The 23,397-nt window shown below is 66.9% G+C and carries 27 protein-coding genes; 16 read left to right on the forward strand and 11 right to left on the reverse strand.

What is annotated here, in order from left to right; translation table 11 throughout:
* Positions 1-49 precede the first annotated feature (49 nt).
* From RA210_RS01230 to pilB, 3 genes are read right to left on the reverse strand one after another with little or no spacing between them, the layout of a single operon-like run.
* Positions 50-919, reverse strand: coding sequence for a prepilin peptidase (locus RA210_RS01230; RefSeq protein ID WP_201485145.1), 870 nt, complete (start codon positions 917-919; stop codon positions 50-52).
* Positions 920-922: 3 nt separating this feature from the next.
* Positions 923-2,152, reverse strand: coding sequence for a type II secretion system F family protein (locus tag RA210_RS01235; protein WP_201485146.1), 1,230 nt, complete (start codon positions 2,150-2,152; stop codon positions 923-925).
* Between the two features lie 2 nt (positions 2,153-2,154).
* Complete coding sequence (pilB, locus tag RA210_RS01240) at positions 2,155-3,855, reverse strand: type IV-A pilus assembly ATPase PilB (RefSeq protein WP_136489896.1); 1,701 nt, start codon at positions 3,853-3,855, stop codon at positions 2,155-2,157.
* Positions 3,856-4,085: 230 nt separating this feature from the next.
* On the opposite strand from pilB, the gene RA210_RS01245 reads away from it, so the two are divergent.
* From RA210_RS01245 to RA210_RS01285, 9 genes are all read left to right on the forward strand, one after another.
* Positions 4,086-4,277 carry a type IV pilin protein gene (locus RA210_RS01245; RefSeq protein ID WP_136489895.1) on the forward strand — a complete coding sequence of 64 codons (192 nt, stop codon included), beginning with the start codon at positions 4,086-4,088 and terminating at the stop codon, positions 4,275-4,277.
* 30 nt (positions 4,278-4,307) lie between these two features.
* Positions 4,308-4,769 (forward strand): hypothetical protein, encoded by a 462-nt coding sequence (locus tag RA210_RS01250; protein WP_201485147.1) that lies wholly within the window; start codon positions 4,308-4,310, stop codon positions 4,767-4,769.
* 109 nt (positions 4,770-4,878) lie between these two features.
* Entirely contained in the window at positions 4,879-5,058 is a 180-nt protein-coding gene (locus tag RA210_RS21960; RefSeq protein WP_136489893.1) for a prepilin-type N-terminal cleavage/methylation domain-containing protein, read from the forward strand.
* 196 nt (positions 5,059-5,254) lie between these two features.
* The gene (locus RA210_RS01260; protein ID WP_236574586.1) at positions 5,255-5,959 is read left to right on the forward strand and encodes a hypothetical protein; all 705 of its coding nucleotides are present in this window, start codon (positions 5,255-5,257) and stop codon (positions 5,957-5,959) included.
* A 2-nt stretch (positions 5,960-5,961) separates the two neighbouring features.
* Entirely contained in the window at positions 5,962-6,801 is an 840-nt protein-coding gene (locus RA210_RS01265; RefSeq protein ID WP_136489892.1) for a hypothetical protein, read from the forward strand.
* Complete coding sequence (locus tag RA210_RS01270; protein ID WP_201485148.1) at positions 6,798-7,706, forward strand: ABC transporter ATP-binding protein; 909 nt, start codon at positions 6,798-6,800, stop codon at positions 7,704-7,706. The genes RA210_RS01265 and RA210_RS01270 overlap by 4 nt, the downstream gene beginning before the upstream one ends.
* An 87-nt stretch (positions 7,707-7,793) precedes the next feature.
* Positions 7,794-8,276 carry a phosphate-starvation-inducible protein PsiE gene (locus tag RA210_RS01275; protein ID WP_136489890.1) on the forward strand — a complete coding sequence of 161 codons (483 nt, stop codon included), beginning with the start codon at positions 7,794-7,796 and terminating at the stop codon, positions 8,274-8,276.
* 60 nt (positions 8,277-8,336) lie between these two features.
* The gene (locus RA210_RS01280) at positions 8,337-8,591 is read left to right on the forward strand and encodes a type II toxin-antitoxin system HicA family toxin (RefSeq protein ID WP_136489889.1); all 255 of its coding nucleotides are present in this window, start codon (positions 8,337-8,339) and stop codon (positions 8,589-8,591) included.
* Positions 8,588-8,920 carry a type II toxin-antitoxin system HicB family antitoxin gene (locus RA210_RS01285; RefSeq protein WP_136489888.1) on the forward strand — a complete coding sequence of 111 codons (333 nt, stop codon included), beginning with the start codon at positions 8,588-8,590 and terminating at the stop codon, positions 8,918-8,920. The genes RA210_RS01280 and RA210_RS01285 overlap by 4 nt, the downstream gene beginning before the upstream one ends.
* 22 nt (positions 8,921-8,942) lie before the next feature.
* On the opposite strand, the gene RA210_RS01290 is transcribed toward RA210_RS01285, so the two are convergent.
* Together RA210_RS01290 and yaaA are read right to left on the reverse strand one after the other, a co-directional pair.
* Positions 8,943-9,404, reverse strand: coding sequence for a multidrug transporter (locus RA210_RS01290; protein ID WP_201485149.1), 462 nt, complete (start codon positions 9,402-9,404; stop codon positions 8,943-8,945).
* Positions 9,405-9,423: 19 nt separating this feature from the next.
* Positions 9,424-10,203, reverse strand: coding sequence for a peroxide stress protein YaaA (gene yaaA, locus RA210_RS01295; protein ID WP_201485150.1), 780 nt, complete (start codon positions 10,201-10,203; stop codon positions 9,424-9,426).
* A 258-nt stretch (positions 10,204-10,461) separates the two neighbouring features.
* On the opposite strand from yaaA, the gene RA210_RS01300 reads away from it, so the two are divergent.
* Positions 10,462-11,853 carry a PhoH family protein gene (locus RA210_RS01300; protein ID WP_201485151.1) on the forward strand — a complete coding sequence of 464 codons (1,392 nt, stop codon included), beginning with the start codon at positions 10,462-10,464 and terminating at the stop codon, positions 11,851-11,853.
* 65 nt (positions 11,854-11,918) lie between these two features.
* Here RA210_RS01300 and RA210_RS01305 read toward each other — a convergent pair whose 3' ends face one another.
* A complete protein-coding gene (locus RA210_RS01305) occupies positions 11,919-12,629 on the reverse strand; it encodes an SIMPL domain-containing protein (protein ID WP_136489884.1) in 711 nt (236 codons plus the stop codon).
* Between the two features lie 154 nt (positions 12,630-12,783).
* Between RA210_RS01305 and RA210_RS01310 the strand changes: the two genes are divergently transcribed.
* The 3 genes from RA210_RS01310 to RA210_RS01320 all read left to right on the forward strand — a co-directional run bounded on the left by RA210_RS01310 (position 12,784) and on the right by RA210_RS01320 (position 15,667).
* On the forward strand, positions 12,784-14,049 hold the full coding sequence (locus RA210_RS01310; RefSeq protein ID WP_136489883.1) for an ATP-binding protein: 1,266 nt from the start codon (positions 12,784-12,786) through the stop codon (positions 14,047-14,049).
* A 30-nt stretch (positions 14,050-14,079) separates the two neighbouring features.
* Positions 14,080-14,640, forward strand: coding sequence for a response regulator transcription factor (locus RA210_RS01315; RefSeq protein WP_201485152.1), 561 nt, complete (start codon positions 14,080-14,082; stop codon positions 14,638-14,640).
* Between the two features lie 85 nt (positions 14,641-14,725).
* Entirely contained in the window at positions 14,726-15,667 is a 942-nt protein-coding gene (locus RA210_RS01320) for an AEC family transporter (RefSeq protein ID WP_136489881.1), read from the forward strand.
* 1 nt (position 15,668) lies between these two features.
* Here RA210_RS01320 and RA210_RS01325 read toward each other — a convergent pair whose 3' ends face one another.
* The 5 genes from RA210_RS01325 to gatC form a co-directional block, all read right to left on the reverse strand.
* Complete coding sequence (locus RA210_RS01325; protein ID WP_136489880.1) at positions 15,669-16,754, reverse strand: calcium/sodium antiporter; 1,086 nt, start codon at positions 16,752-16,754, stop codon at positions 15,669-15,671.
* Positions 16,755-16,853: 99 nt separating this feature from the next.
* Positions 16,854-17,243, reverse strand: a complete 390-nt coding sequence (locus RA210_RS01330; protein WP_136489879.1) for a septal ring lytic transglycosylase RlpA family protein — start codon at positions 17,241-17,243, stop codon at positions 16,854-16,856.
* Between the two features lie 111 nt (positions 17,244-17,354).
* Positions 17,355-18,803: an Asp-tRNA(Asn)/Glu-tRNA(Gln) amidotransferase subunit GatB gene (gatB, locus tag RA210_RS01335; protein ID WP_136489878.1), complete on the reverse strand. Its 1,449-nt coding sequence runs from the start codon at positions 18,801-18,803 to the stop codon at positions 17,355-17,357.
* An 11-nt stretch (positions 18,804-18,814) separates the two neighbouring features.
* The gene (gene gatA, locus RA210_RS01340) at positions 18,815-20,269 is read right to left on the reverse strand and encodes an Asp-tRNA(Asn)/Glu-tRNA(Gln) amidotransferase subunit GatA (RefSeq protein WP_201485153.1); all 1,455 of its coding nucleotides are present in this window, start codon (positions 20,267-20,269) and stop codon (positions 18,815-18,817) included.
* Positions 20,266-20,553: an Asp-tRNA(Asn)/Glu-tRNA(Gln) amidotransferase subunit GatC gene (gatC, locus tag RA210_RS01345; protein WP_136491812.1), complete on the reverse strand. Its 288-nt coding sequence runs from the start codon at positions 20,551-20,553 to the stop codon at positions 20,266-20,268. The genes gatA and gatC overlap by 4 nt, the downstream gene beginning before the upstream one ends.
* Positions 20,554-20,762: 209 nt before the next feature.
* Between gatC and mreB the strand changes: the two genes are divergently transcribed.
* The 3 genes from mreB to mreD all read left to right on the forward strand — a co-directional run bounded on the left by mreB (position 20,763) and on the right by mreD (position 23,386).
* Positions 20,763-21,800, forward strand: coding sequence for a rod shape-determining protein MreB (gene mreB, locus RA210_RS01350; RefSeq protein WP_136491813.1), 1,038 nt, complete (start codon positions 20,763-20,765; stop codon positions 21,798-21,800).
* A gap of 84 nt (positions 21,801-21,884) precedes the next feature.
* Entirely contained in the window at positions 21,885-22,895 is a 1,011-nt protein-coding gene (gene mreC / locus RA210_RS01355) for a rod shape-determining protein MreC (protein ID WP_201485269.1), read from the forward strand.
* Complete coding sequence (gene mreD, locus RA210_RS01360; RefSeq protein ID WP_136488276.1) at positions 22,895-23,386, forward strand: rod shape-determining protein MreD; 492 nt, start codon at positions 22,895-22,897, stop codon at positions 23,384-23,386. Before mreC ends, mreD begins: the two co-directional genes overlap by 1 nt.
* Positions 23,387-23,397: the final 11 nt, after the last annotated feature.

Below are 23,397 nucleotides of genomic sequence, written 5' to 3' on the forward strand. Positions count from 1 at the left end.
CTGTGCTGGAAACTCGCTGCGCGGATCTTCAACCGCAGGCCCGTTGCGATCAACCCATCCCTGCAAAGCGCAGGTAGCTGCCGGTGATCTCGTCGCCCCACAGCAGGGCGATCCAGCCGGCGATGGCCAGGTAGGGGCCGAAGGGCAGTGGCGTACCGCTCCCGGCGCGGCGCAGGCGCAGGATGACGATGCCGAGCACGGCGCCGACCAGCGAGGACAGCAGGATGGTCAGCGGCAGGATCTGCCAGCCACCCCAGGCGCCGAGCATGGCCAGCAGCTTGAAGTCACCGTAGCCCATGCCCTCCTTGCCGGTCACCAGCTTGAACAGCCAGTACACCGACCACAGGCTGAGATAGCCGGCCACCGCCCCCCAGAAGGCATCGGCCGGGCTAGCGAACAGCCCGGACTGGTTGACGATCAGCCCCAGCCACAGCAGCGGCAGCACCAGCACGTCGGGCAGCAGCTGATGATCGGCATCGATCAGACTCATCGCCAGCAGGCCCCAGCTCAGCAGCAGCGCGGCACCTGCCTGCCAGCCGAAGCCGAAGTGCCAGGCGACATAGCCCGACAGCATGCCGCAGGCCAGCTCCACCAGCGGATAGCGCTTGCTGATCGGCGCCTGGCAGCCCGAGCAGCGCCCGCGCAGGGCCAGCCAGCTGAGCAGCGGGATGTTCTCCCAAGGCCTGATCCGGTGCCCGCAGTGCGGGCAACTGGAGTCCGGCAGCAGCAGATCGAAGCGCTCGTGCTCGACGCCCGGCAGCTCCAGCACCTCGCGCGCCTGCGCCTGCCAGTCGCGCTGCATCATGATCGGCAGGCGGTAGACCACCACGTTGAGGAAACTGCCGATCAACAGGCCGATGACGGTAGCGCAGAAAACGAAGGCCAGCGGGTTGCTGGCCAGGAAGTCGAAGATGTTCATCCACTATCCGACCACGGAACCCAGAGTGAAGATCGGCAGGTACATGGCGATGATCAGGCCGCCGACCAGCACGCCGAGCACGGCCATGATCATCGGCTCCATCAGGGTGGTCAGGTTGTCGACCATGTTGTCCACTTCGGCTTCGTAGTACTCGGCGACCTTGTCCAGCATGGTGTCCAGCGAGCCGGACTCCTCGCCGATGGCCGTCATCTGGATGGCCATGGCCGGGAACACTCCGGTGGTGCGCATCGAGAAGTTCAGCTGCACGCCGCTGGATACGTCCTGCTTGACGCGGCCGACCGCCTCGCGGAATACCACATTGCCGGCAGCGCCTGCCACCGAGTCCAGCGCCTCGACCAATGGCACGCCGGCCGAGAAGGTGGTGGAAAGGGTGCGTGCGTAACGGGCCACGGCACTCTTGTAGGTGATGACCCCCACCAGCGGCAGCTTGAGCAGAACACGGTCGACCTGATCGCGGAACTCCGCCGAGCGCTGGTAGACCAGCTTGAAGACGAGGGCGAAGGCGGTCAGGACCGGCAGGATGACGTACCACCACTCCTGCATGCCGCGGGATAGATTGACGACCATCTGGGTGAATGCCGGCAGTTCGGCGCCGAAGCCCTTGAATACCTCCTCGAACTGAGGCACCACCTTGATCAGCAGGATTGCCGAGACGATGCAGGCGACCACGATCACCGCGATGGGGTAGGTCATCGCCTTCTTGACCTTGGCCTTGAGTGCCTCGGTCTTTTCCTTGTAGGTGGCGATGCGGTCCAGCAGGGTTTCCAGGGCGCCGGACTGTTCCCCGGACTCCACCAGATTGCAGTACAGGTCGTCGAAGTACTTCGGCTTCTTGCGCAGGGAGGCGGCCAGGCTGTTGCCTGCCGCGACCTCCTGCTTGACCTCCAGCACCAGGGCCCGCATGTTCTGGTTTTCCAGCCCGTCGGCGATGATGTCGAAGGACTGCAGCAGGGGAACGCCGGACTTCATCATGGTCGCCAGCTGCCGGGTGAATAGGGCGACATCCATGGGCTTGATCGGCTTGCCCCTGCCCAGCAGCGACCTGGGCTTCTTGCGAACCTTGATCGGGTTGATGCCCTGCTTGCGCAGTTGCGCCTTGATCGCGGCCGTATTGGGACCGTTGATCTCCCCCTTGATCTTCGTGCCCTTGCGATCGATACCCTCCCAGAGGAAAGGGCTGTTCTGTATCGCTTTTGCCGCTTTTGCCACCATGCTTAATCCTTGGTCACGCGGTTGACTTCCTCAAGGCTGGTCAGGCCCTGCATGGCCTTGAACAGGCCGGAAGTGCGTAGATCGTTGAAGCCTTCCTCGCGAGCCTTGGCCGCGATCTGGATGGAGTTGCCTTCTTCCATGATAAGCCGCTGCAACGGTGGCGTGATTTTAACCACTTCATAAATACCCACACGCCCCTTGTAGCCGCCCTTGCAGGCATCGCAGCCGACCGGCTGGTACAGCTTGAACTTGCCGATCTGCTCTTCGGGGAAGCCTTCCTTGATCAGCACCTCCTTCGGCAGGTCATGGACTTTCCTGCAGGCGGGGCACAGGCGGCGAGCCAGGCGCTGGGCGATGATCAGGTTGACCGAGGTGGCGATGTTGAAGGCCGGCACGCCCATGTTGCGCAGGCGGGTGAGGGTTTCCGCGGCGCTGTTGGTGTGCAGGGTGGACATCACCATGTGGCCGGTCTGCGCGGCCTTGACGGCGATCTCGGCGGTTTCCAGGTCGCGGATCTCGCCGACCATGATCACGTCCGGATCCTGGCGCAGGAAGGCGCGCAGGGCCTGGGTGAAGTCCATGCCCTGCTTGGGGTTGACGTTGACCTGGTTGATGCCCTCCAGGTTGATCTCGACCGGGTCCTCGGCAGTGGAAATGTTGATGTCCGGCGTGTTGAGGATGTTCAGGCCGGTGTACAGGGAAACCGTCTTGCCCGAACCGGTGGGGCCGGTCACCAGGATCATGCCCTGCGGCTGGCTGAGCGCCTTCAGGTACAGCTCCTTCTGGTTTTCCTCGTAGCCGAGGGCATCGATGCCCATCTGGGCGCTGGAGGGATCGAGGATCCGCATCACGATCTTCTCGCCCCACAGGGTCGGCAGGGTGTTGACCCGGAAGTCGATGGCCTTGTTGGCGGTGATCTTCAGCTTGATCCGCCCGTCCTGCGGCTTGCGCCGCTCGGAGATGTCCATGGCCGCCATGACCTTGAGGCGTGCGGCGATGCGGGTGGCCAGCTGGATCGGCGGCTTGGCCACCTCATGGAGGATGCCATCGGTGCGGAAGCGCACCCGGTAGCTCTTCTCGTAGGGCTCGAAGTGCAGGTCCGAGGCGCCGCCGCGGATGGCGTCCAGCAGCATCTTGTTGACGAACTTGACCACCGGGGAGTCGTCGGCCTCGTTGGCGACGTTCTCTTCCTTCTTCTCGCCGCCCTGCTCGATGTCGACGCCGTCGAGATCGACGTCGCCCAGCTCCGCCATGCCGCTGTTGGGGCTGTCGAAGAACTTGTCGATGGCCTCGCCGAGCTTGTCGTCTTCGACCAGCAGCGGCTCCACGCTGAGCCCGGTGCTGAACTGGATGTCGCGGATCGCCTGCTGGTTGGTCGGGTCGGAAACCCCGACGAACAGGATGTTGCCGCGCTTGAGCAGTGGCAGTACCCGGTGCTGGCGGACCAGTTTCTCGCTGACCAGTTCCTTGGGTTGTACTTCCTTGTCGAGCACCTTGAGCTCGAGCAGCGGCAGGCCGAACTGCTCGGCGGCCATCTCGGCGAGCGCCCGCGGCTTGACCAGCTTGTTCTGTACCAGGTGGCTGACCAGCGGGATCTTGTTGCGCAGGGCCTCGGCCTGCGCCTGTTGCGCGGTCCTGGCGTCCAGCAGTTCGGCGAGCACCAGCTGGCGGGCCAGGCCGGTGAGGGCGATGGAGTCGTTCATGGCGGGGGATAACCTGCGGATCCGGTGGCTGCCTTATAGCGTATTGGCAGCAGGCTGCCAAATCCCTGCAGTTCGTGTGACAAAAAACGTCAGATCCTGCCGCTGGAGTGGCGTACGGTGTCCGCTGCCGGGGCGCAGACCCCGCCCGTGGTGCGGTTTCTGAAGTTGGCACGCCTCCTGCATTGATCAATTCAGGTCCGACGACCGGCTCACTTCAAGGAGATACCTCTATGAAAGCTCTGCAGAAAAAGGCCCAGAAGGGCTTCACCCTGATCGAACTGATGATCGTGGTTGCCATCATCGGCATCCTCGCCGCCATCGCCATTCCGCAGTTCAACGAGTACCGCGCCAAGTCCAACGACACCGTGGCCAAGGCCGACGCCAAGAACATGATCAGCGTCATGACCGCTGCCCAGCGCTAAGCTGACCGATTCGGACAGGAGATTGCATAGATGAAAAAGATTCTTTCCGGCCTGATCGTGGCCTCCAGCCTGCTCGCCTCCACTGCCTTCGCTGCCGGCGCCGTCACTGCCGTTGATGCTAATCAGATCGACACTACCAAGTGCGTGCTGCTCGATGCGCCGGTCAAGGTCAACCTGTCGGCCAACGTGAGCGGTGTGTACCAGTGCAACGACACCGACAACTCGATCCGCATCGCCACCTGCCACTCCTCCGGCAGCCGCAGCGGTCCGAAGGAGCTGGCCTGCGCCCAGATTGGTAAAGACGCAACAACTAATAAGGCAATTTATAACGGCGGCACTGCATGTGAAACCGATCCGGCGGCCAAGTTCACCGTTCCGGTATCCTTCAGCGGCTTCGCGGCCAGCAGCACTGGCGGCTCCATCGGCGAAGTGCCGCTGACCGGCAAGTGCGACACCACCGAGCTGAAGAAGCAGACCGTATTCAGCTACTGATCCCGCCTGCGGGATGAGGTCCGCCCGGGCGTCGCTCGGCGGGCCGTGTGCGGCAGATGCCAGCCGGGGTGGTCAAGCACCCCGGCTGTTTCGTGCAAGGAGTATCAGGGTGGATAGCGCAGAATCCGGTTTTACCTTGATCGAATTGATGATAGTGGTCGCGATTATCGCTATTCTGGCCGCCGTGGCCGTACCGGTGTTCAACGATTACCGGCACAGGGCCAACGATGCCACCGCCGAGGCTGATGCCAAGAGCCTGATCCAGGTGATGGCCGCAGCGGCGAAGTGAGCCCGCACAGGCCCGGATCTGCCAGGGAGCGGCAGGCTCCGGCCCGCTCGTCTGTTTCCGTCCTCCACCCTGCGTGAGACGTGGTTCATCGATGTTTCCTTCTTCCGATTTCTTCTCCGGCCTCCGTCTGGCTCAGCGCGCGCATTTCCCGGCGCTGGCGGGGGGCGCTCTGGTCGTGCTGGTCCTGGCGGCCTGGATGGCAGCCCAGTTCAGCGCCCGCCAGCCGACGACGGTGGCGCTGGATGTCGGCTTTTCCGCAATGCGCCTGCTGCTGCCTCTGGTCATGGTGCTGATGACCCAGGAGCTGCTGTCGCGCGAGTTCGATCGCCGCTATTTCCTGTCCTCGCTGACCTATCCGCGCGCACGCCATCGTCTGCTGCTGGGACGCTTCGCCGCGTTGGCGATGCTCTGCCTCGGCCTGTTGCTGGTCATGAGCGTGGTGCTGGGCCTGGCGGTGACCCTGATCGGCAAGGGTTACGAGCAGGTTACCCCGGTGTCGCTGGGGCAGCCTTACCTGGTCGCCATCGCTTTCCTCGCCCTCGACCTGCTGGTGCTCACCGCACTGGCCGCCTTCCTCGCCATGGTCGCCTCCACGCCGAGCTTCGTGCTGGTCGGCACTTTCGGTTTCCTGCTGGTGGCGCGCTCCTTCGCCGCGATAGTCGAGTTGCTCAATCGCAATGCGGCAGTGGTCGCTGACGCCGAGGGCTATCGCGCCGGAATCGGTACCCTGGGCTACCTGCTGCCCGATCTGGGGGCGCTGGATGTGCGCATGGTCGCGCTCTATGGTCGCCTGGACTTCCTTCCCGCCGACTGGCCCTGGCTGGTGCTGGGCTGCCTGGCCTATGCCTTCGCCCTGCTGGGGCTGGCGGTATGGGCTCTGCAACGCAAGCGTTTTGCCTGACCATGCGCCGCCCTCGTCCTGCCCTGTCGCTGGCCCTGCTGGGGTTCGTCCTGTTCGCCGGCGTCACCCTGTGGCGCAGCGAGCATCCTGTCCTGCGCCCCGATGCCGAGGTCGGCGATCGGGTGGTGATCGCCGCGCCGGTGCTGTTGGCACTGTACGGCGGTGACCGTTTCCTGGCAGCCAACCTGGAGGCCATGCGCCTGTCTGCCACTGGTACCGACCAGGGCCTGACCGATACCGGCTATCTGGTCCGGGCTCAGCGCGAGGTCGCTCGCCTCAATGCCTGTCACGAGGATAACTATTACCTGGCCAATGGCCTGCTGACCTGGGGAGGTGCCGTGGACGAGGGGAACGACGTGCTGCGGGCTGCTATCGACTGCCGATTCTGGGATGACATCCCCGCGTTCTTCTACGGAGTCAACCAGGCCTTCTTCCGACGCGATATCGTGGCGGCGAAATGGGCGCTGGAGCTGGCGGCGCAACGGGCCCCGGAGAATGCGGCCAGTTTGCACAAGCTGGTGGTGATGCTGCAGGCGGAAAGTTTTGCCGACGAGCGACTGGCGCTGAACTACCTAGTCCAGCAGCGCGATACGGCCAGCGATCCCAAGTTGCGGCAGATGCTCGCCCAGCGCGTGGTGCGCCTGCAGGGGCTGGTGACGCTGCGCGAAGCGCAGCGCCGCTACGAGGCCGCTCATGGTCCCCTGCAGGCCCTGCAGCAGCTGATTGAGCAGGGCCTGCTCGACAGCTTGCCGATCGACCCGTTGCGTCTGGGCTACGAGCTGCAGAATGGGCGAATCGTCCTGAAGAAACTGAGGATTCCCGGAATGGAGGAGCAGTCGTGAGTGCAGCGCTGGAGTTTCGCAGCGTCAGCAAGACCTTCAGGGCGAAGGGCAAGACCGTGCAGGCGCTGCGCGAGGTCAGCTTCAGCCTGGGTGAGGGTGAGGTGTTCGGCTTCGTCGGCCCCAACGGCGCCGGCAAGTCCACCACCATCAAGATCATGCTTGATGTGATCAACGACTACCAGGGCGAGGTGCACCTGTACGGCCGTTCGGCCCGCGACGCCGAGGCGCGCCGCGGGGTTGCCTATGTGCCCGAGGCGCCGGCCCTCTACGAGCAGTTCACGCCGCTGGAAATCCTGCGCATGGGGCTGTCGATGTACGGCATCCGTCGCAAGGATACCGATGCCTGGTGCATGGCGTGGCTGGAGCGCTTTTCCGTCGCGGTGAATGCCAGGCGGAGGATTCGCGAACTCTCCAAGGGCAATGTGCAGCGTGTAGCCCTCGCGCATGCCATGGTGGTTCAGCCGCGTCTGCTGGTTCTCGATGAGCCACTTTCAGGGCTCGATCCAGTGGGGCGCAAGGATGTGGTCGACATTCTCAATGAGTACAAGAATGGCGGTGGAGCGATTTTCTTCACCTCGCATGTGCTGCATGACGTCGAGCGCATTGCCGATCGCTTCGGCTTCATCAATCAGGGTGAACTGCTGACGGTGCGTTCGCCGCGAGATCTGGCCGCCGAGCGGGCCGATTTCCATCGAGTACGCTACCAGGCACCGGCAGCGGTCACTTCCGGCTGTGTCGAGTGTCGTGTCGGGGAGTTCGAGTGCGAGTGTGCCCAGAGCGAACTGCCCGGGCTGATTACCCGCTTGAGCGCAGCAGGAGGTCATCTTCTGGAGGTCAGGCCGGCGGTGTCTCTGGAGACCGTGTTCTTCCGCACCCTGGAAAAAGCTGCCAGCGTGCGCTCCTGAGTTGCGTCGGCTGGCCATTCGAGGCGTCTCGGTGGCGTTGGCAGTGTGGCATCATGGCGCCCTGAACCTCTGCAGGGAGCCTCTGTCATGACCCCCCACCGCGCCGAACGCCTGCGCCACGCCATGCACCGCCACGCCGATTCCCTCGGCAACCTCCTGGTCGAGGGTTTCCACTATCTGGCGCTGTTCGCCATCGGCGGGGCGGTGGCCTGGGCGGCGGGGCATACCTTCCTCGGCATGTTCGAACGCGGCCAGGCGACCATCGACGACATCCTGCTGCTGTTCATCTACCTCGAGCTGGGCGCGATGGTCGGCATCTACTTCAAGACCAACCACATGCCGGTGCGCTTCCTGATCTACGTGTCGATCACCGCGCTGACCCGCCTGCTGATCGGCGACATCCAGCACACCCACAAGCCGAACATGGGTATCGTCATGGTCTGCGGGGCCATCCTGCTGCTGGCGCTGGCCAACCTGGTGGTGCGCTTCAGTTCGGCCAGGTTCCCGGCGGTGGAGACCTCGGGGCGCAAGGGCGGCGAAGCGCTCGAGAGCCATGGCGACCGGCCCTGAGCGGGTGAATGAAAGGGGGCGTGGTTTTCTGTAGCTATCATGATTTGATAGCATTGCTCCATGCAGAGCCGACACCGTAAAACCCTCGAAGCCATCTTCCGCACTCCGACCAGTGCGGCGTTGGTTTTTTCCGACATAGAGGCGCTGGTTCTCCACTTGGGAGGTCGAGTGCTGGAGCGCGAGGGATCTCGGGTCAAGCTCGTGCTGGGAGATGTGCAGTGGCGTTGTCACCGTCCCCATCCTGGCAAGGAGGCCAAGAAGTATCAGGTTGAAGAAGCCCGCGAGTTCTTGCGGCGGGCAGGAGTCGAGCCATGAACAGCATGACTTACAAGGGCTATACCGCCCGTATCGAGTTCGACGAGCGGGACGACATTTTCGTTGGTCGCGTACTCGGGGTGCGAGACATCATCAGTTTTCACGCGGACTCCGTAGCAGAGCTGCGTGCCGAGTTCGCGCATGCCGTTGACGATTATCTAGCCGATTGTGCCGAGCAGGGCATCAGTCCGGACAGGCCGGCTTCGGGCAAGGTCATGCTGCGTATCCGCCCGGAGGTGCATGCCGCTGCGGCCATTGCGGCACAGGTCGCCGGCAAGAGCCTGAACCAGTGGGCCGATGAGGTGTTCGAGCGCGCGGCGCGCGCATAGCGCCTCGCGATGGTCGGTGGTTTCAATCCGCGAACCGCCCGCGCAGCCGCTCGGCGCGGTATTCCAGGCTGCTGGCGCGGTAGCCCGGCCGCAGCGGCGGCAGCGGCAGGCAGTCGCGCCACTCGCTGCCGGGCAGCAGGCGGTGCAGGATGCGGTAGTGCGGGCTATCGTAGCGGTCATCGGCGAGATCGATGGTATCGCCGCTCTGGTAGGCGCCGACCCGCCAGGTCAGTTCGGCCAGCGGTCGCTCGCTGCCGTTGCGCAGGCGGGCGCGCAGCGGGCGGTCGGCGGGGCAGCCGGCGTCCCACTGCAGGTCCAGCTCGAGGCGGCCGAGGCGCCCCTGTTCGCGCTGCTCCTGCCAGATCACGCCCAGCGCCACCAGGCCGAGGGCCAGCAGCGCCAGCAGGTTGATCGGCACGGCGCGGGTCGGGTAGCGGACCAGCAGGACCAGCCAGGTGAGGACGATCAGGGCGCCGATCAGCATGCGGGATTCCTCGCGGTGTTCAGTCCTCGGGATGGTCGCGCAGGAACACCAGCCGGTCCGCGCTCGACTGCGCCGCGGCGTAGCGGTAGCCGGCCAGGTCGAAATCCTTGAGCGCCTCGGCATCCCGCAGGCGGTTCCTGATCACGTAGCGGGCCATCAGGCCGCGGGCTTTCTTGGCATAGAAGCTGATGATCTTGTACTGGCCGTTCTTCAGGTCGCGGAATTCGGTGTCGATGACCCGGGCTGCGAGCGCCTGGCGCCTGACCGCGCCGAAGTATTCGTTGGAGGCGAGGTTGAGCAGGACGTCGTCGCCCTGTTCGGCCAGCGCCTGGTTAAGCCACTGGCTGATGCGTTCGCCCCAGAAGGCGTAGAGGTCCTTGCCGCGGGCGTTGGCGAGGCGGGTGCCCATCTCCAGGCGGTAGGGCTGCATCAGGTCGAGCGGGCGCAGCACGCCGTAGAGGCCGGAGAGCATGCGCAGGTGGCGCTGGGCGAAGTCGAAGTCGCCCTCGTCGAAGCTGTCCGCATCCAGTCCGGTGTAGACGTCGCCCTTGAAGGCGAGCAGGGCCTGCTTGGCGTTCTCGGGGCTGAACGCGGGAGTCCACTGGGCGAAGCGTGCGGCGTTGAGGCCGGCGAGCTTGTCGGACAGGCCCATCAGTTCGGCGATCTGCGCCGGGGTCAGCTCGCGCAGCTGGTCGATCAGCTCGGCGGCGTGGTCGAGATGCTCGGGCAGGGTATGGCGCGCGGTCACCGGCGCGGTGGTGTAGTCGAGCGTCTTGGCGGGGGAAATCACCATCAGCATTGCAGCTCTCCTCTGGCTGTCGGGCGATTCTAGCAGTAGGCTCAGGGTGCGGGGTCCTCGCGGGTTGGCACGGGGGCCGGGCCGGTGGCTAGACTCAACGCAGAGGAGGTCGGTTCGGTGCAGTAACTTTGCGGTAATCGTTGGGACGCTATCTGGGAGACAGGCCGCCGCGCGACGCACGAGCGCGAGGGCGGCCCCTGAGGGCGGAGCGCCTGCGGGCATTCCGTCGCATGACCGACAGGATCGAGGTGACCGACCATGGACAAAAGCGCCAGCAAGACCACGCATCCCCGACTGTATGTGCTCGATACCAACGTCCTGATTCACGACCCCAATGCCCTGCTGAATTTCGAGGAGCATCAGGTGGCCATCCCGATGACCGTGCTCGAGGAGCTCGATCATCTCAAGAGCGGCAAGCACGGCGTGGCCGCCGAGTGCCGCCAGGCGATCCGCCTGATCGACCAGTTGCTCGGCGAGGCGACGCCGCCGCAGGTCGAGCAGGGCGTGCCGATCCAGCGCGGCAAGGGCGCGCCGCGGGGCAGCCTGTCGATCCTCATGAGCCGCCTGGACACCAGCCTCAGCGGCCTGCCCGAACACCTCAACGACAACAAGATCATCAACCAGCTGGTGGAGCTGCAGGGCCGTCGCCCGGACGTCGAGGTGGTGCTGGTCAGCAAGGACATCAACATGCGCCTCAAGGCGCGCGCCTGCGGGGTGGCCGCCGAGGACTACCACACCGACCAGTTGGTCGACGACGTGGCGCTGCTGCCGCGCGGCTACCACAGCTTCCCCGGCTCGTTCTGGCAGAAGGTCAGCAAGGTCGATACCCACCAGGAGATCGGCCGCACCCTGCACCGCGTGCCGCTCAACGGCAACAGCCTGCCGAACATGCACGTCAACGAGTTCGTGGTCGACGAGCAGGGCTTCGTCGGCTGGGTCAAGGAGGTGGACAAGCGTCACCTGCTGCTGCTCGACCTGCACCAGGAGCCGCTGATGCACCAGGAGGCCTGGGGCCTGCGTCCGCGCGACATCTACCAGGCGCTGGCGCTCTATGCGCTGCTCGATCCGGACATCCACCTGGTCAACCTGACCGGCGCCGCCGGCTCGGGCAAGACCATCCTCGCCCTGGCTGCGGCCATCGAGCAGACCATGGTCAGCAAGCGCTACCGGCGCATCATCGCCACCCGCAGCGTGCAGGGGCTCGACGAGGACATCGGCTTCCTGCCGGGCACCGAGGCGGAGAAGATGGAGCCCTGGCTGGGCGCCATCACCGACAACCTCGAGGCGCTGCACATGGACGACGAGAGCACCCACGGCAGCGTCGACTACATCCTCCAGCGCGTGCCGCTGCAGTTCAAGTCGCTCAACTACATCCGCGGGCGCAGCTTCCAGCAGAGCCTGATCCTCATCGACGAGTGCCAGAACCTCACGCCGCACCAGATGAAGACCATCATCACCCGCGCCGGCAACGGCTCCAAGGTGATCTGCCTGGGCAACCTGGCGCAGATCGACACGCCCTACCTGTCGGCGACCAGTTCCGGGCTGACCTACCTGACCGAGCGCTTCAAGGACTTCCCCCACGGCGTGCACATCACCCTGCAGGGGGTGCCGCGCTCGCTGCTGGCGGAGTATGCGGAGGCGCATCTGTAGCGTACAGGGGCACGGCGGCGCCTGTCCGGGCGCCGTCGGCGAATGAATTCGCCCCTACGCGAGCATCAGGGCAGCTGCACCTCGATCACGCCGTCGGCATTGACCGTCAGCTCGCTGGAGCCGGCTTCGATCTCCGGCGCCGGCGCGCTGTCCATGCTCATCGTCTTGGCCGCCATGCTGCGCAGCAGCGGCGGGCGCGGGCCGCCGCCGGCATTGAGGTCGAGGCGCACCACGCGGTAGCTGCGTGCGCCCATGGCTTCGCTGACCAGCTGGGCGCGAGCCTTGAAGGCGGCCACGGCTTCCCGGAGCAACTGGTCCTCGCTGCGCTTGCGGCTGTCCGTCGACAGGCTGAAGTGCATGTCGGCCATCTGCAGCTCGTCGAGCAGCCCGGCGCTGAGCTGGGCGAGGGTGGCGAAGTCGGCGCTGTCCAGGCGCAGCTCGGCGCGTTCGCGCCAGGCGACGATCTTGCGGCCCTTGTCGTCGTAGACCGGGCTGCTGTGCCGGCTGCCCAGGCTGACCTCCACGCCCTTGGCGGCGCGGGCGCGCTGCACGGCGCGGTTGAGGGTCTCGGTGGTCTGCGCCGACAGTCTGGCCGGGTCGCTGTGCTGGGCTTCGCTGTAGAGCAGCACGTGCATGCGGTCGTGGGCCACCTCGCGGTTGACCTCGGCACGCAGGCCGATCTGGTTGTAGCGCGGTTCCTCGGCCTGGGCCGGTGGCAGCAGCCACAGGCCGGCGGCGAGGGCGAGCAGGGGAGTGCAGCGGGAAAGTGCGGGCATCGGGGGACTCCTGTCGGTTCGGCCGGCGGGGACGCCGGTCGTCCAGCTGTGACTGAGCGCGGCCGGGCGGGTTCCCGGCGCGCTCGCGTGCCCATTTGCCGCAGCCGGGCGAGGGGCAATCTGGTTATACTCCGCGAAGTTTCCGGAATATTCCATGCAAGCGCCCGTCCAGTTACTCTCCGCCAGCCTGCAGAACCTCGGTCGGCTGGTCCTCATCCGCCTGCTCGTGCTGGCCGCCCAGGCCGGTTCGGTGGGGTTCGCCTGGTGGTCCGACCGCCTGCCGCTGCCGTGGACGGAGCTGGGCATCACCCTCGCCGTCTCCGGCCTGCTGAGCATCTTCACTGCCCTGCGCCTGCGTGCCTCCTGGCCGGTCACCGAGCTGGAGTACGCGGTGCAGCTGGGCTGCGACCTGGTGATCCACAGCGTGCTGCTGTACTACACCGGCGGTTCGAGTAACCCCTTCGTCTCCTACTACCTGGTGCCGCTGACCATCGCTGCGGCGACCCTGCCCTGGCTGCACACCCTGTCGCTGGCCGGCCTGGCGCTGGCCAGCTACACCCTGCTGCTGTTCTGGTCGCATCCGCTGGACATCCCCGCCGAGCCGCGGGAGACCCTGCTGGTCTACGGCATGTGGCTGAGCTTCGCCCTGGCCGCCGGGCTGATCACTTTCTTCGTCGCCAAGATGGCCGAGGAGCTGCGCGGCCAGGAGCAGCTGCGCGCCCAGCGCCGCGAGGAAGGCATGCGCGACCAGCAGCTGCTCGCCGTGGCCACCCAGGCCGCCGGCGCCGCCCACGAGCTGGGCACGCCGCTGGCGACCATGAGCGTGCTGCTCAAGGAGCTGCGCCAGGAGCACCGCGACCAGCCGGCGCTGCAGGAGGACCTGGCCCTGCTGCAGGAGCAGGTCAGGCTGTGCAAGGACACCCTGCAGCAACTGGTGCGCGCCGCCGAGGCCGAGCGCCGCCAGTCGATCGTCGAGCAGACCGTCAGCGAGTGGCTGGAGGCGGTGCTGCGCCGCTGGCACCTGATGCGCCCGGAAGCCACCTACCGCTACCAGTGCCTGGGCGTCGGTGCGCCGCCGCGGCTGATGCCGCCGACCGACCTCAGCCAGGCGCTGCTCAACCTGCTCAACAACGCCGCCGACGCCTGTCCGGAGAATCTCGACATCCGCCTGGACTGGGACGCGCGGGAGATCTGCCTGAGCATCCGCGATCATGGCGTCGGCGTGCCGCTGGCCATCGCCGAGCAGCTCGGCAAGCCGTTCTTCACCACCAAGGGCAAGGGCGGCAAGGGCTTCGGCCTCGGTCTGTTCCTCAGTCAGGCCAGCGTCACCCGACTCGGTGGTACAGTGAAGCTCTACAACCACGAAGAGGGCGGCACGCTGACCGAGTTGCGACTGCCGCGCAATTACGGCGTCGCCTGAGCGCCGGTTCTGCCTTGTGCGAGGAATGAAATGAGCGAAGAAGTCCTGTTCGATGCGGAGGAACAGCCGCACCTGCTGCTGGTGGACGACGACGAGACCTTCACCCGCGTGCTGGCGCGGGCCATGAGTCGCCGCGGCCTGCGCGTGTCGGTGGCCAACTCGGCCGACGCGGGCCTGGCCCTGGCCGAGCGCGACACGCCCGACTATGCGGTGCTCGACCTGAAGATGGACGGCGACTCCGGCCTGGTGCTGCTGCCCAAGCTGCTGGCGCTGGACAGCGAGATGCGCGTGGTGATCCTCACCGGCTACTCGAGCATCGCCACCGCGGTGGAGGCGATCAAGCGCGGCGCCTGCAATTACCTGTGCAAGCCGGCCGACGCCGACGACGTGCTGGCCGCGCTGCTCTCCGAGCATGCCGACCTCGACAGTCTGGTGCCGGACAACCCGATGTCGGTGGACCGCCTGCAGTGGGAGCACATCCAGCGCGTGCTGGCCGAGCACGACGGCAACATCTCCGCCACCGCCCGCGCCCTCGGCATGCACCGCCGTACCCTGCAGCGCAAGCTGCAGAAACGCCCCGTGCGGCGCTGAGGGCGCTGCGGCCCGATCCGAAGCGGGAAAGCCTTTCCGCTACGGGCCGGTTAACATGGGCGCCCCTCGCTGACCTGGGCGCCCCATGCTCTCGCTGTTCCTGCAGACCCTGTCCGTCACGCTGCCGGTATTCGCCATGCTGTTCCTCGGCGTGCTGCTCAAGCGTTTCGGCCAGATCGACGACCGCTTCATCCACAGCGCCAGCGGCCTGGTGTTCAACGTCAGCATGCCGGTCATGCTGTTCCTCGCCATTCTCCACGCCGACCTCGAGGCGGCGCTACAGCCGGCGCTGCTCGGCTACTTCGCCCTGGCCACCCTGGTCGGTTTCGCGCTCGCCTGGGGCTGGGCGCTGTGGCGCTGCCCGCGCGCCGAGCGCGGCGTCTACGTGCAGGGGGCGTTCCGCGGCAACAACGGCATCGTCGGTCTGGCGCTGGCCACCAGCCTGTACGGCGACTACGGCCTGTCGCTGGGCGGGGTGCTCGGCGGGCTGGTGATCCTGCTCTACAACAGCCTCGCCGTGCTGGTGCTGGAGGTCTACAACCCCGACAGCCGGACCAGCCCCTGGAAGATCCTCAGGGGCATCCTGCGCAATCCGCTGATCCTCGGCGTGCTGGCGGCGATGCCCTTTGCCTGGTGGCAGCTGCGCCTGCCGGTCTGGCTGACCACCTCGGGCGAATACCTCGCCCGGCTGGCCCTGCCGCTGGCGCTGATCTGCATCGGTGGCACCCTGTCGCTGGCCTCGCTGCGTGCCAGCAGCGGCCTGGCGCTGAGCGCCAGCCTGATGAAGATGCTCTGGCTGCCGGCGCTGGCCACCGCCGGCGCCTGGGCGTGCGGCTTCCGCCAGGCCGAGCTGGGCATCCTGTTCCTGTTCTTCGCCAGCCCGACGGCTGCGGCCAGTTTCGTCATGGCCCGCGCCGCCGGCGCCAACCACCAGCTGGCGGCGGCGATCATCGTGATCACCACCCTGCTGGCGGTGCTGACCACCAACCTCGGCCTGTTCGTGCTGCAGTGGGGCGGCTGGATCTGAGTCAGCGCTGCTGCTGCCAGGCGCGGAAACCGATCACCACCAGGGTGACCAGGGTCAGCGGCAGGACGAACCAGGTCATCGCCTGGCTGAACATGGCCAGCCCCGGTGCGTCGGTGCTGTGCATGATCAGCCAGGTGGTGTAGATGGCGTAGTAGGCCGCGAACAGCGCACCCTCCCAGCGGTTGATGCGGTAGCCGGCGAAGAAGATCGGCATGCAGGCCAGGGCCACGGCGATCATCACCGGGAAGTCGAAAGACAGCGCGTTGGCCGAGACGCTGATCGGCAGCGGCGCCACCAGCGAGGCGAGGCCGAGCACGCAGAGCAGGTTGAAGATGTTGCTGCCGACCACGTTGCCCACCGCGATGTCGCGTTCGCCCTTGAAGGCGGCGATCATCGAGGTGGCCAGCTCCGGCAGCGAGGTGCCGATAGCGATCACCGTCAGGCCGATCACTAGTTCGGACAGGCCCAGGGCCTTGGCCAGGGCCACCGCGCCCTCCACCAGCAGATTGGAGCCGCCGACCAGCAGCACCAGGCCGGCGACCAGCAGACCGAGGTTGACTGCCCAGGCGTAGGGCTTGGGCGCTTCGTGCAGGCCGAACTCCTCGGCGAACTCGTCGCCCTCGGCCGCTCCCTTATCCTTGCGGCTGCTGATGATCAGGAACAGGGTGTAGGCGACCACGCCGCCGAACAGCAGGGCGCCGTCGAGGCGACCCAGCTTGCCGTCCATGGCCAGCGCCCAGGTCACCAGGCTGGCGCCGATCATCAGCGGCACGTCGAGGCGGATCAGCTGGCGCGAGACGATCAGCGGCGCGACCAGCGCCGACAGGCCGAGGATCAAGAGGACGTTGGCGATGTTGCTGCCGACCACGTTGCCCACGGCGATGTCGCCGCTGCCATCGAGGGCCGCCTGCACGCTGACCGCGGTTTCCGGCGCGCTGGTGCCGAAGGCGACCACGGTCAGGCCGATGATCAACGGCGGGATGCCGAACTGCGCGGCCAGGCGGGCGGCGCCGCGCACCAGCACCTCGGCGCCGGCGACCAGCAGCACCAGGCCGGCGATCAGGTAGACGAAGGTCATCAGGGTCATGGGAAGGCTCCGGTAAAAATCTGCGCCAGCTTAGCCGTTTGTCGGCCGGCTGCCAGCCCCGGTCCAGGGCCGATTGTTACCGCATGCTGCGCCGCGCTCTCAGTCCGTCACCCGCTCCAGGCGCACCGGTGCCGTACCGCTGCTGAGCATCCCCAGGCGCTCGGCGGCGGCGCGCGACAGGTCGATGATCCGGCCGCGGGCGTGCGGGCCGCGGTCGTTGATGCGCACCACCACGCTGCGCTGGTTGCGCAGGTTGGTGACCCGCACCTTGCTGCCGAACGGCAGCTGGCGATGGGCGGCGGTCAGCGCGTGCTGGTCGAAGCGTTCGCCGCTGGCGGTGCGCCGGCCGTGATGGCGGCTGCCGTACCAGGAGGCCTTGCCCTCGGCACGATAGCCGCCGGCCTCGGCCGGGGCGGGAGCCGGCTGCGGCGCATGGCCGGCGCAGCCGGCCAGCAGTACGAGGAGGGTGGCGAGGAGCAGGTGTTTCATCGAGGGTACCCGTGAATGGCACAACGCCGGGCATGCCCGGGCAGGTCGCTCCGGCGTTGTCTGGTCTGCCTTTGAGCGTTGCGGCGGCGTTTGGTTCGCCGCCGCTGCGCCTCAGCCCTCGAGCTTCTTCTTCAGCAGCTCGTTGACCTGGCCGGGGTTGGCCTTGCCCTTGGACGCCTTCATGGCCTGGCCGACGAAGAAGCCGAACATCTTGGCGCGCTTGGCCTCGTCGCTGGCGCGGTACTGCTCGACCTGGGCGGCGTTGGCGGCCAGCACTTCATCCAGCATCGCCTCGATGGCGCCCGAGTCGGTGACCTGCTTGAGTCCCTTGGCCTCGATGACGGCATCGGCCGAGTCGCCTTCGCCGGCGGCGAGGGCCTCGAACACCATCTTGGCGATCTTGCCGGAGATGGTGTTGTCCTTGATGCGCAGGATCATCCCGCCGAGCTGGGCGGCCGATACCGGCGACTGCTCGATCTCCAGGCCTTCCTTGTTGAGCAGGCTGGACAGTTCGCCCATCACCCAGTTGGCGGCCAGCTTGGCGTCGCCGCAGGCAGCCTGTACCTGTTCGAAGTACTCGGCCATCTCGCGGCTGGCGGAGAGCACGCTGGCGTCGTAGGCGGACAGGCCGTACTGGCTCTCGAAGCGCGCGCGCTTCTCGCCCGGCAGTTCCGGCAATTCGCCACGAATTTGCTCGATGAAGCTGTCTTCCAGCACCACCGGCAGCAGGTCGGGGCAGGGGAAGTAGCGGTAGTCGTTGGCTTCTTCCTTGCCGCGCATCGAGCGGGTCTCGTCCTTGTTCGGGTCGTACAGGCGGGTTTCCTGCACCACCTTGCCGCCGTCCTCGATCAGTTCGATCTGCCGCTGGATCTCGTGGTTGATCGCTTTCTCGATGAAGCGGAACGAGTTGACGTTCTTGATCTCGGCGCGGGTGCCGAACGCTTCCTGGCCCTTGGGGCGCACCGAGACGTTGCAGTCGCAGCGCAGCGAGCCTTCGGCCATGTTGCCGTCGCAGATGCCCAGATAGCGCACCAGCGCATGGATCGCCTTGACGTAGGCCACCGCCTCCTTGGCCGAGCGGATGTCCGGCTCGGAGACGATCTCCAGCAGCGGGGTGCCGGCGCGGTTGAGGTCGATCCCGGACATGCCGTGGAAGTCCTCGTGCAGGCTCTTGCCGGCGTCTTCTTCCAGGTGCGCGCGGGTGATGCCGATGCGCTTGACGGTGCCGTCCTCGAGGGTGATGTCCAGGTGGCCCTTGCCGACCACCGGGTGGTCCATCTGGCTGGTCTGGTAGCCCTTGGGCAGGTCCGGGTAGAAGTAGTTCTTGCGCGCGAACACGTTGGTGCGGCCCAGTTCGGCGTCGATCGCCAGGCCGAACTTCACCGCCATGCGCACGGCTTCTTCATTGAGTACCGGCAGGGTGCCGGGCATGCCCAGGTCGACCAGGCTGGCCTGGGTATTGGGCTCGGCGCCGAAGGTGGTGGCGCTGCCGGAGAAGATCTTCGAGCGGGTGCTGAGCTGGGCGTGGATTTCCAGCCCGATCACGGTTTCCCATTGCATGTGTGTCGTCCTCAGAATCCGGCCGGGGTGCGGGTGTGCCAGTCGCTGACCTGCTGGTACTGGTGCGCCACGTTGAGCAGGCGCGCCTCCTGGAAGTACGGCGCCAAGAGCTGCACGCCCACCGGCAGGCCGTCGACGAAGCCGGCCGGCATGGACAGGCCGGGGATGCCGGCGAGGTTGGCGGTGATGGTGTAGATGTCTTCCAGGTAGGCCGACACCGGATCGGCGCTCTTCGCACCGAGCTTCCACGCCGGGTTCGGGGTGGTCGGGCCGAGGATCACGTCGACCTCGCCGAACGCCTGCACGAAGTCGTTCTTGATCAGCCGGCGGATCTTCTGCGCCTTCAGGTAGTAGGCGTCGTAGTAGCCGGCCGACAGCGCGTAGGTGCCGACCATGATGCGGCGCTTGACCTCGGCGCCGAAGCCCTCGCCGCGCGAACGCTTGTAGAGGTCTTCGAGGTTGACCGGGTTCTCGCAGCGGTAGCCGAAGCGCACGCCGTCGAAGCGCGACAGGTTGGAGCTGGCCTCGGCCGGGGCGATCACGTAGTAGGCGGGAATCGCGTGCTGCATGTTCGGCAGCGAGATGTCCTTGACCGTGGCGCCGAGCCTCGATAGCTCCTCGACCACCGCCAGCACCTGCGCGGCGATGCGCGCGTCGAGGCCGGCGCCGAAGTACTCCTTCGGCAGGCCGATGCGCAGGCCGGCCAGCGGCTGGTTCAGCGCGGCCAGGTAGTCGTCCACCGGGGCGTCGACGCTGGTGGAATCCTTGGCGTCGAAGCCGGCCATGGCGCCGAGCAGGAGGGCGCAGTCCTCGGCGGTGCGGGCGATGGGGCCGCCCTGGTCGAGGCTTGAGGCGTAGGCGATCATGCCCCAGCGGGATACCCGTCCATAGGTGGGCTTGAGGCCGGTGAGGTTGGTCAGCGCCGCCGGCTGGCGGATCGAGCCGCCGGTGTCGGTGCCGGTGGCGGCCGGGATCAGGCCGGCGGCGACCGCCGCCGCCGAGCCGCCGCTGGAGCCGCCGGGCACGCGGGACAGGTCCCAGGGGTTCTTCACCGCGCCGAAGTGGCTGGATTCGTTGGCCGAGCCCATGGCGAACTCGTCCATGTTCAGCTTGCCGAGGCTGACCGCGCCGGCGGCGGCCAGCTTCTCGACCGCGGTGGCGTCGTAGGGCGCCTTGAAGTTGGCGAGGATCTTCGAGGCGCAGGTGGTCAGCACGTCTTTCGTGCAGAACAGGTCCTTGTGGGCGATCGGCGCGCCGAGCAGGGCGCCGGTCTCGCCGGCCGCGCGGCGCGCGTCGGCGGCGGCCGCTTGGGCGCGCGCCTGGTCGGCGGTGACGCTGATGAAGCTGTTGAGCTGCGGGTCGAGCTGCTGGATGCGCGCGAGCAGGGCGTCGCTCAGCTCGACGGCGGAGAAGTCCTTGGCGGCCAGGCCGCGGGCGATTTGCGCCAGAGTCAGTCGATGCATCACTCGATCACCTTGGGAACCAGATACAGGCCGTTTTCCACCGCCGGGGCGATGGCCTGGTAGTCTTCGCGGTGGTTTTCCTCGCTCACCACGTCGGCGCGCAGACGCTGGGTGGCTTCCAGCGGGTGGGCCAGCGGTTCGATGCCGTCGGTGTTCACCGCCTGCATCTGGTCGATCAGACCGAGGATGTTGTTGAGGGTCTCGGTGGTGCGCGGAATCTCCGCCTCGTCCAGCCCCAGGCGGGCCAGGTGGGCGATCTTTTCCACGTCGGAGCGTTCGAGCGCCATCGGGTGTCTCCAGCGGAAAAGCGACGAATGACCGGCAGGCGATGGCATGGAACGAAGGCCGCCAAACGGCGGTCAAAGGCCGCGATTGAGGGCCATGCAGGCCCGGAAAAGCGAGCAATCTAACATATGTGCGCCTTGCCCAAAATCCCTGCCGTTGTTAGAGTTCGCCGCACTTTTAGCCACGCGTTCCCCCCAGGGTTTTCTGTCCCATGTTGAAAAAACTGCGCGGCATGTTTTCCAGCGATCTGTCGATCGACCTGGGTACTGCCAACACCCTTATTTATGTGCGTGAGCGCGGGATTGTGCTCAACGAACCCTCCGTGGTCGCCATCCGCAACCAGGGCAATCAGAAGAGCGTGGTGGCTGTCGGGACCGACGCCAAGCGCATGCTGGGGCGTACCCCGGGCAACATCTCCGCCATCCGGCCGATGAAGGACGGCGTGATCGCCGACTTCAGCGTCTGCGAGAAGATGCTGCAGTACTTCATCAACAAGGTGCACGAGAACAGCTTCCTGCAGCCGTCGCCGCGCGTGCTGATCTGCGTGCCGTGCAAGTCGACCCAGGTCGAGCGCCGCGCGATCCGCGAATCGGCCCTCGGCGCTGGCGCCCGCGAGGTGTTCCTGATCGAGGAGCCGATGGCTGCGGCCATCGGCGCCGGCCTGCCGGTGGACGAGGCGCGCGGCTCGATGGTGGTCGACATCGGCGGCGGCACCACCGAGATCGCCCTGATCTCGCTGAACGGCGTGGTCTACGCCGAATCCGTGCGCGTCGGCGGCGACCGCTTCGACGAGGCCATCGTCACCTACGTGCGCCGCAACTACGGCAGCCTGATCGGCGAGGCGACCGCCGAGCGCATCAAGCAGGAAATCGGCACCGCCTTCCCGGGCAGCGAACTGCGCGAGATCGACGTGCGTGGCCGCAACCTGGCCGAGGGCGTGCCGCGCAGCTTCACCCTCAACTCCGCCGAGGTGCACGAGGCGCTGCAGGAATCGCTGGCGGCCATCGTCCAGGCGGTGAAGAGCGCCCTCGAGCAGTCGCCGCCGGAGCTGGCCTCGGACATCGCCGAGCGCGGCCTGGTGCTGACCGGCGGCGGCGCGCTGCTGCGCGACCTGGACAAGCTGCTGGCCCAGGAAACCGGCCTGCCGGTGATCGTCGCCGAGGATCCGCTGACCTGCGTCGCCCGCGGCGGCGGTCGCGCCCTGGAGATGATCGACCGCCACGCCATGGACCTGCTGTCGACCGAGTAACCGGCCAGCGCCAGGCGGCCGGCGCGGCGTTGCTGCGCGCCCGTCGCCTGGCGCGTCCTGTCTGACGTTGCGAGGGGGCTCGCCATCAAACCGCTTTTTGCCAAGGGGCCCTCGCTGGGCGTGCGCCTGCTGGTGCTCACCGTGCTGTCGGTGGCGCTGATGGTGGTGGACGCCCGTTTCGACGCGCTCAAGCCGCTGCGCAGCCAGCTGGGCCAGGTGCTCACGCCGCTGTACTGGCTGGCCGAGCGTCCGGTGCGCCTGTGGGAAAGCGTCGGCCAGCGGTTCAGCAGCCGCGACGAGCTGATCGCCGAGAACGAGAAGCTCAAGGCCGAGGCCCTGCTGCTGCAACGCCGCCTGCAGAAGCTGGCCACCCTCACCGAGCAGAACGTGCGCCTGCGCGAGCTGCTCAACTCGGCCGCGCTGGTTGACGAGCAGGTGCTGGTCGGCGAGCTGATCGGCATCGACCCCAATCCCTTCACCCACCGCATCCTCATCGACAAGGGCGAGAAGGACGGCGTCACCCTTGGCCAGCCGGTGCTCGATGCCCTCGGCCTGATGGGCCAGGTGGTCGAGGTGATGCCCTATACCGCCCGCGTGCTGCTGCTCACCGACACCACCCACAGCATTCCGGTGCAGGTCAACCGCAACGGCCTGCGCGCCATCGCCGTCGGCACCGGCAATCCCGAACAGCTCGAGCTGCGCCACGTCGCCGACACCGCCGACATCAAGGAAGGCGACTTGCTGGTCAGCTCCGGCCTCGGTCAGCGCTTCCCGGCCGGCTACCCGGTGGCCACGGTCAAGGAAGTGATCCACGACTCCGGCCAGCCGTTCGCCGTGGTCCGCGCGGTGCCGACCGCGCGCCTCAACCGCAGCCGCTACCTGCTGCTGGTGTTCAGCGACCAGCGCACCCCCGAGCAGCGTGCGGTGGACGCCGCGCTGGCCCAGGAGGCGGCTGATCGCGAGGCGGCCCAGTCGGGCGCCGCCCCGCAGCCGCCCGCGAGCGAGCCCGCCGCGCCGCCGGCGCCGGCCAGCCCGCCCCGCGCCGCTTCGGTGCCCCCGGCCGCCCCGGCGGCCCCCGCTGGAGGAGCCCGCTGATGGTGGTGGTCGCCCGTTCGCGCAACGGCTGGTTCGTCTGGTTCACCCTGCTGCTCGGCCTGCTGCTCAGCGTGGCGCCGATGCCCGAGTTCATGCAGGTCGGCCGGCCGCTGTGGATCGGCCTGCTGGTGGCCTACTGGTCGCTGGCGGCGCCGCAGCGCATCGGCATGACCCGCCTGTGGCTGCTCGGCCTGGCCGCCGACGTGCTCTATGGCACGCCCTTGGGGCAGAATGCCCTGGTGCTGGCGCTGATCGTGTTCATGCTGATGTCGCTGCACCAGCGCCTGCGCATGTTCCCGGTCTGGCAGCAGAGCCTGGTGCTGCTGGTGGTGTTCGGCCTGGTCCAGCTGGTCCAGTTGTGGCTCAACACCCTGACCGGCAACCGGCCGCCGACCCTGCTGTTCCTGTTTCCCGCGCTGGTCAGCGCGCTGCTCTGGCCCTGGGTGTTCACCGTCATGCGCTGGTTCAGCGTGCGTCTGCACATCCACTGAGGCCGGCCGGG

The organism is Pseudomonas sp. OF001 (assembly GCF_904426495.1).
Classification (GTDB): domain Bacteria; phylum Pseudomonadota; class Gammaproteobacteria; order Pseudomonadales; family Pseudomonadaceae; genus Geopseudomonas.

Excerpts from the sequence above, each read along its gene's own strand:
- RA210_RS01230 (WP_201485145.1), bottom strand. The coding sequence starts at position 919 with ATGAACATCTTCGACTTCCTGGCCAGCAACCCGCTGGCCTTCGTTTTC.
- RA210_RS01235 (WP_201485146.1), bottom strand. The coding sequence starts at position 2,152 with ATGGTGGCAAAAGCGGCAAAAGCGATACAGAACAGCCCTTTCCTCTGG.
- pilB (WP_136489896.1), bottom strand. The coding sequence starts at position 3,855 with ATGAACGACTCCATCGCCCTCACCGGCCTGGCCCGCCAGCTGGTGCTC.
- RA210_RS01245 (WP_136489895.1), top strand. The coding sequence starts at position 4,086 with ATGAAAGCTCTGCAGAAAAAGGCCCAGAAGGGCTTCACCCTGATCGAA.
- RA210_RS01250 (WP_201485147.1), top strand. The coding sequence starts at position 4,308 with ATGAAAAAGATTCTTTCCGGCCTGATCGTGGCCTCCAGCCTGCTCGCC.
- RA210_RS01260 (WP_236574586.1), top strand. The coding sequence starts at position 5,255 with ATGGCAGCCCAGTTCAGCGCCCGCCAGCCGACGACGGTGGCGCTGGAT.
- RA210_RS01265 (WP_136489892.1), top strand. The coding sequence starts at position 5,962 with ATGCGCCGCCCTCGTCCTGCCCTGTCGCTGGCCCTGCTGGGGTTCGTC.
- RA210_RS01275 (WP_136489890.1), top strand. The coding sequence starts at position 7,794 with ATGACCCCCCACCGCGCCGAACGCCTGCGCCACGCCATGCACCGCCAC.
- RA210_RS01280 (WP_136489889.1), top strand. The coding sequence starts at position 8,337 with ATGCAGAGCCGACACCGTAAAACCCTCGAAGCCATCTTCCGCACTCCG.
- RA210_RS01285 (WP_136489888.1), top strand. The coding sequence starts at position 8,588 with ATGAACAGCATGACTTACAAGGGCTATACCGCCCGTATCGAGTTCGAC.
- RA210_RS01290 (WP_201485149.1), bottom strand. The coding sequence starts at position 9,404 with ATGCTGATCGGCGCCCTGATCGTCCTCACCTGGCTGGTCCTGCTGGTC.
- yaaA (WP_201485150.1), bottom strand. The coding sequence starts at position 10,203 with ATGCTGATGGTGATTTCCCCCGCCAAGACGCTCGACTACACCACCGCG.
- RA210_RS01300 (WP_201485151.1), top strand. The coding sequence starts at position 10,462 with ATGGACAAAAGCGCCAGCAAGACCACGCATCCCCGACTGTATGTGCTC.
- RA210_RS01305 (WP_136489884.1), bottom strand. The coding sequence starts at position 12,629 with ATGCCCGCACTTTCCCGCTGCACTCCCCTGCTCGCCCTCGCCGCCGGC.
- RA210_RS01310 (WP_136489883.1), top strand. The coding sequence starts at position 12,784 with ATGCAAGCGCCCGTCCAGTTACTCTCCGCCAGCCTGCAGAACCTCGGT.
- RA210_RS01315 (WP_201485152.1), top strand. The coding sequence starts at position 14,080 with ATGAGCGAAGAAGTCCTGTTCGATGCGGAGGAACAGCCGCACCTGCTG.
- RA210_RS01320 (WP_136489881.1), top strand. The coding sequence starts at position 14,726 with ATGCTCTCGCTGTTCCTGCAGACCCTGTCCGTCACGCTGCCGGTATTC.
- RA210_RS01325 (WP_136489880.1), bottom strand. The coding sequence starts at position 16,754 with ATGACCCTGATGACCTTCGTCTACCTGATCGCCGGCCTGGTGCTGCTG.
- RA210_RS01330 (WP_136489879.1), bottom strand. The coding sequence starts at position 17,243 with ATGAAACACCTGCTCCTCGCCACCCTCCTCGTACTGCTGGCCGGCTGC.
- gatB (WP_136489878.1), bottom strand. The coding sequence starts at position 18,803 with ATGCAATGGGAAACCGTGATCGGGCTGGAAATCCACGCCCAGCTCAGC.
- gatC (WP_136491812.1), bottom strand. The coding sequence starts at position 20,553 with ATGGCGCTCGAACGCTCCGACGTGGAAAAGATCGCCCACCTGGCCCGC.
- mreB (WP_136491813.1), top strand. The coding sequence starts at position 20,763 with ATGTTGAAAAAACTGCGCGGCATGTTTTCCAGCGATCTGTCGATCGAC.
- mreD (WP_136488276.1), top strand. The coding sequence starts at position 22,895 with ATGGTGGTGGTCGCCCGTTCGCGCAACGGCTGGTTCGTCTGGTTCACC.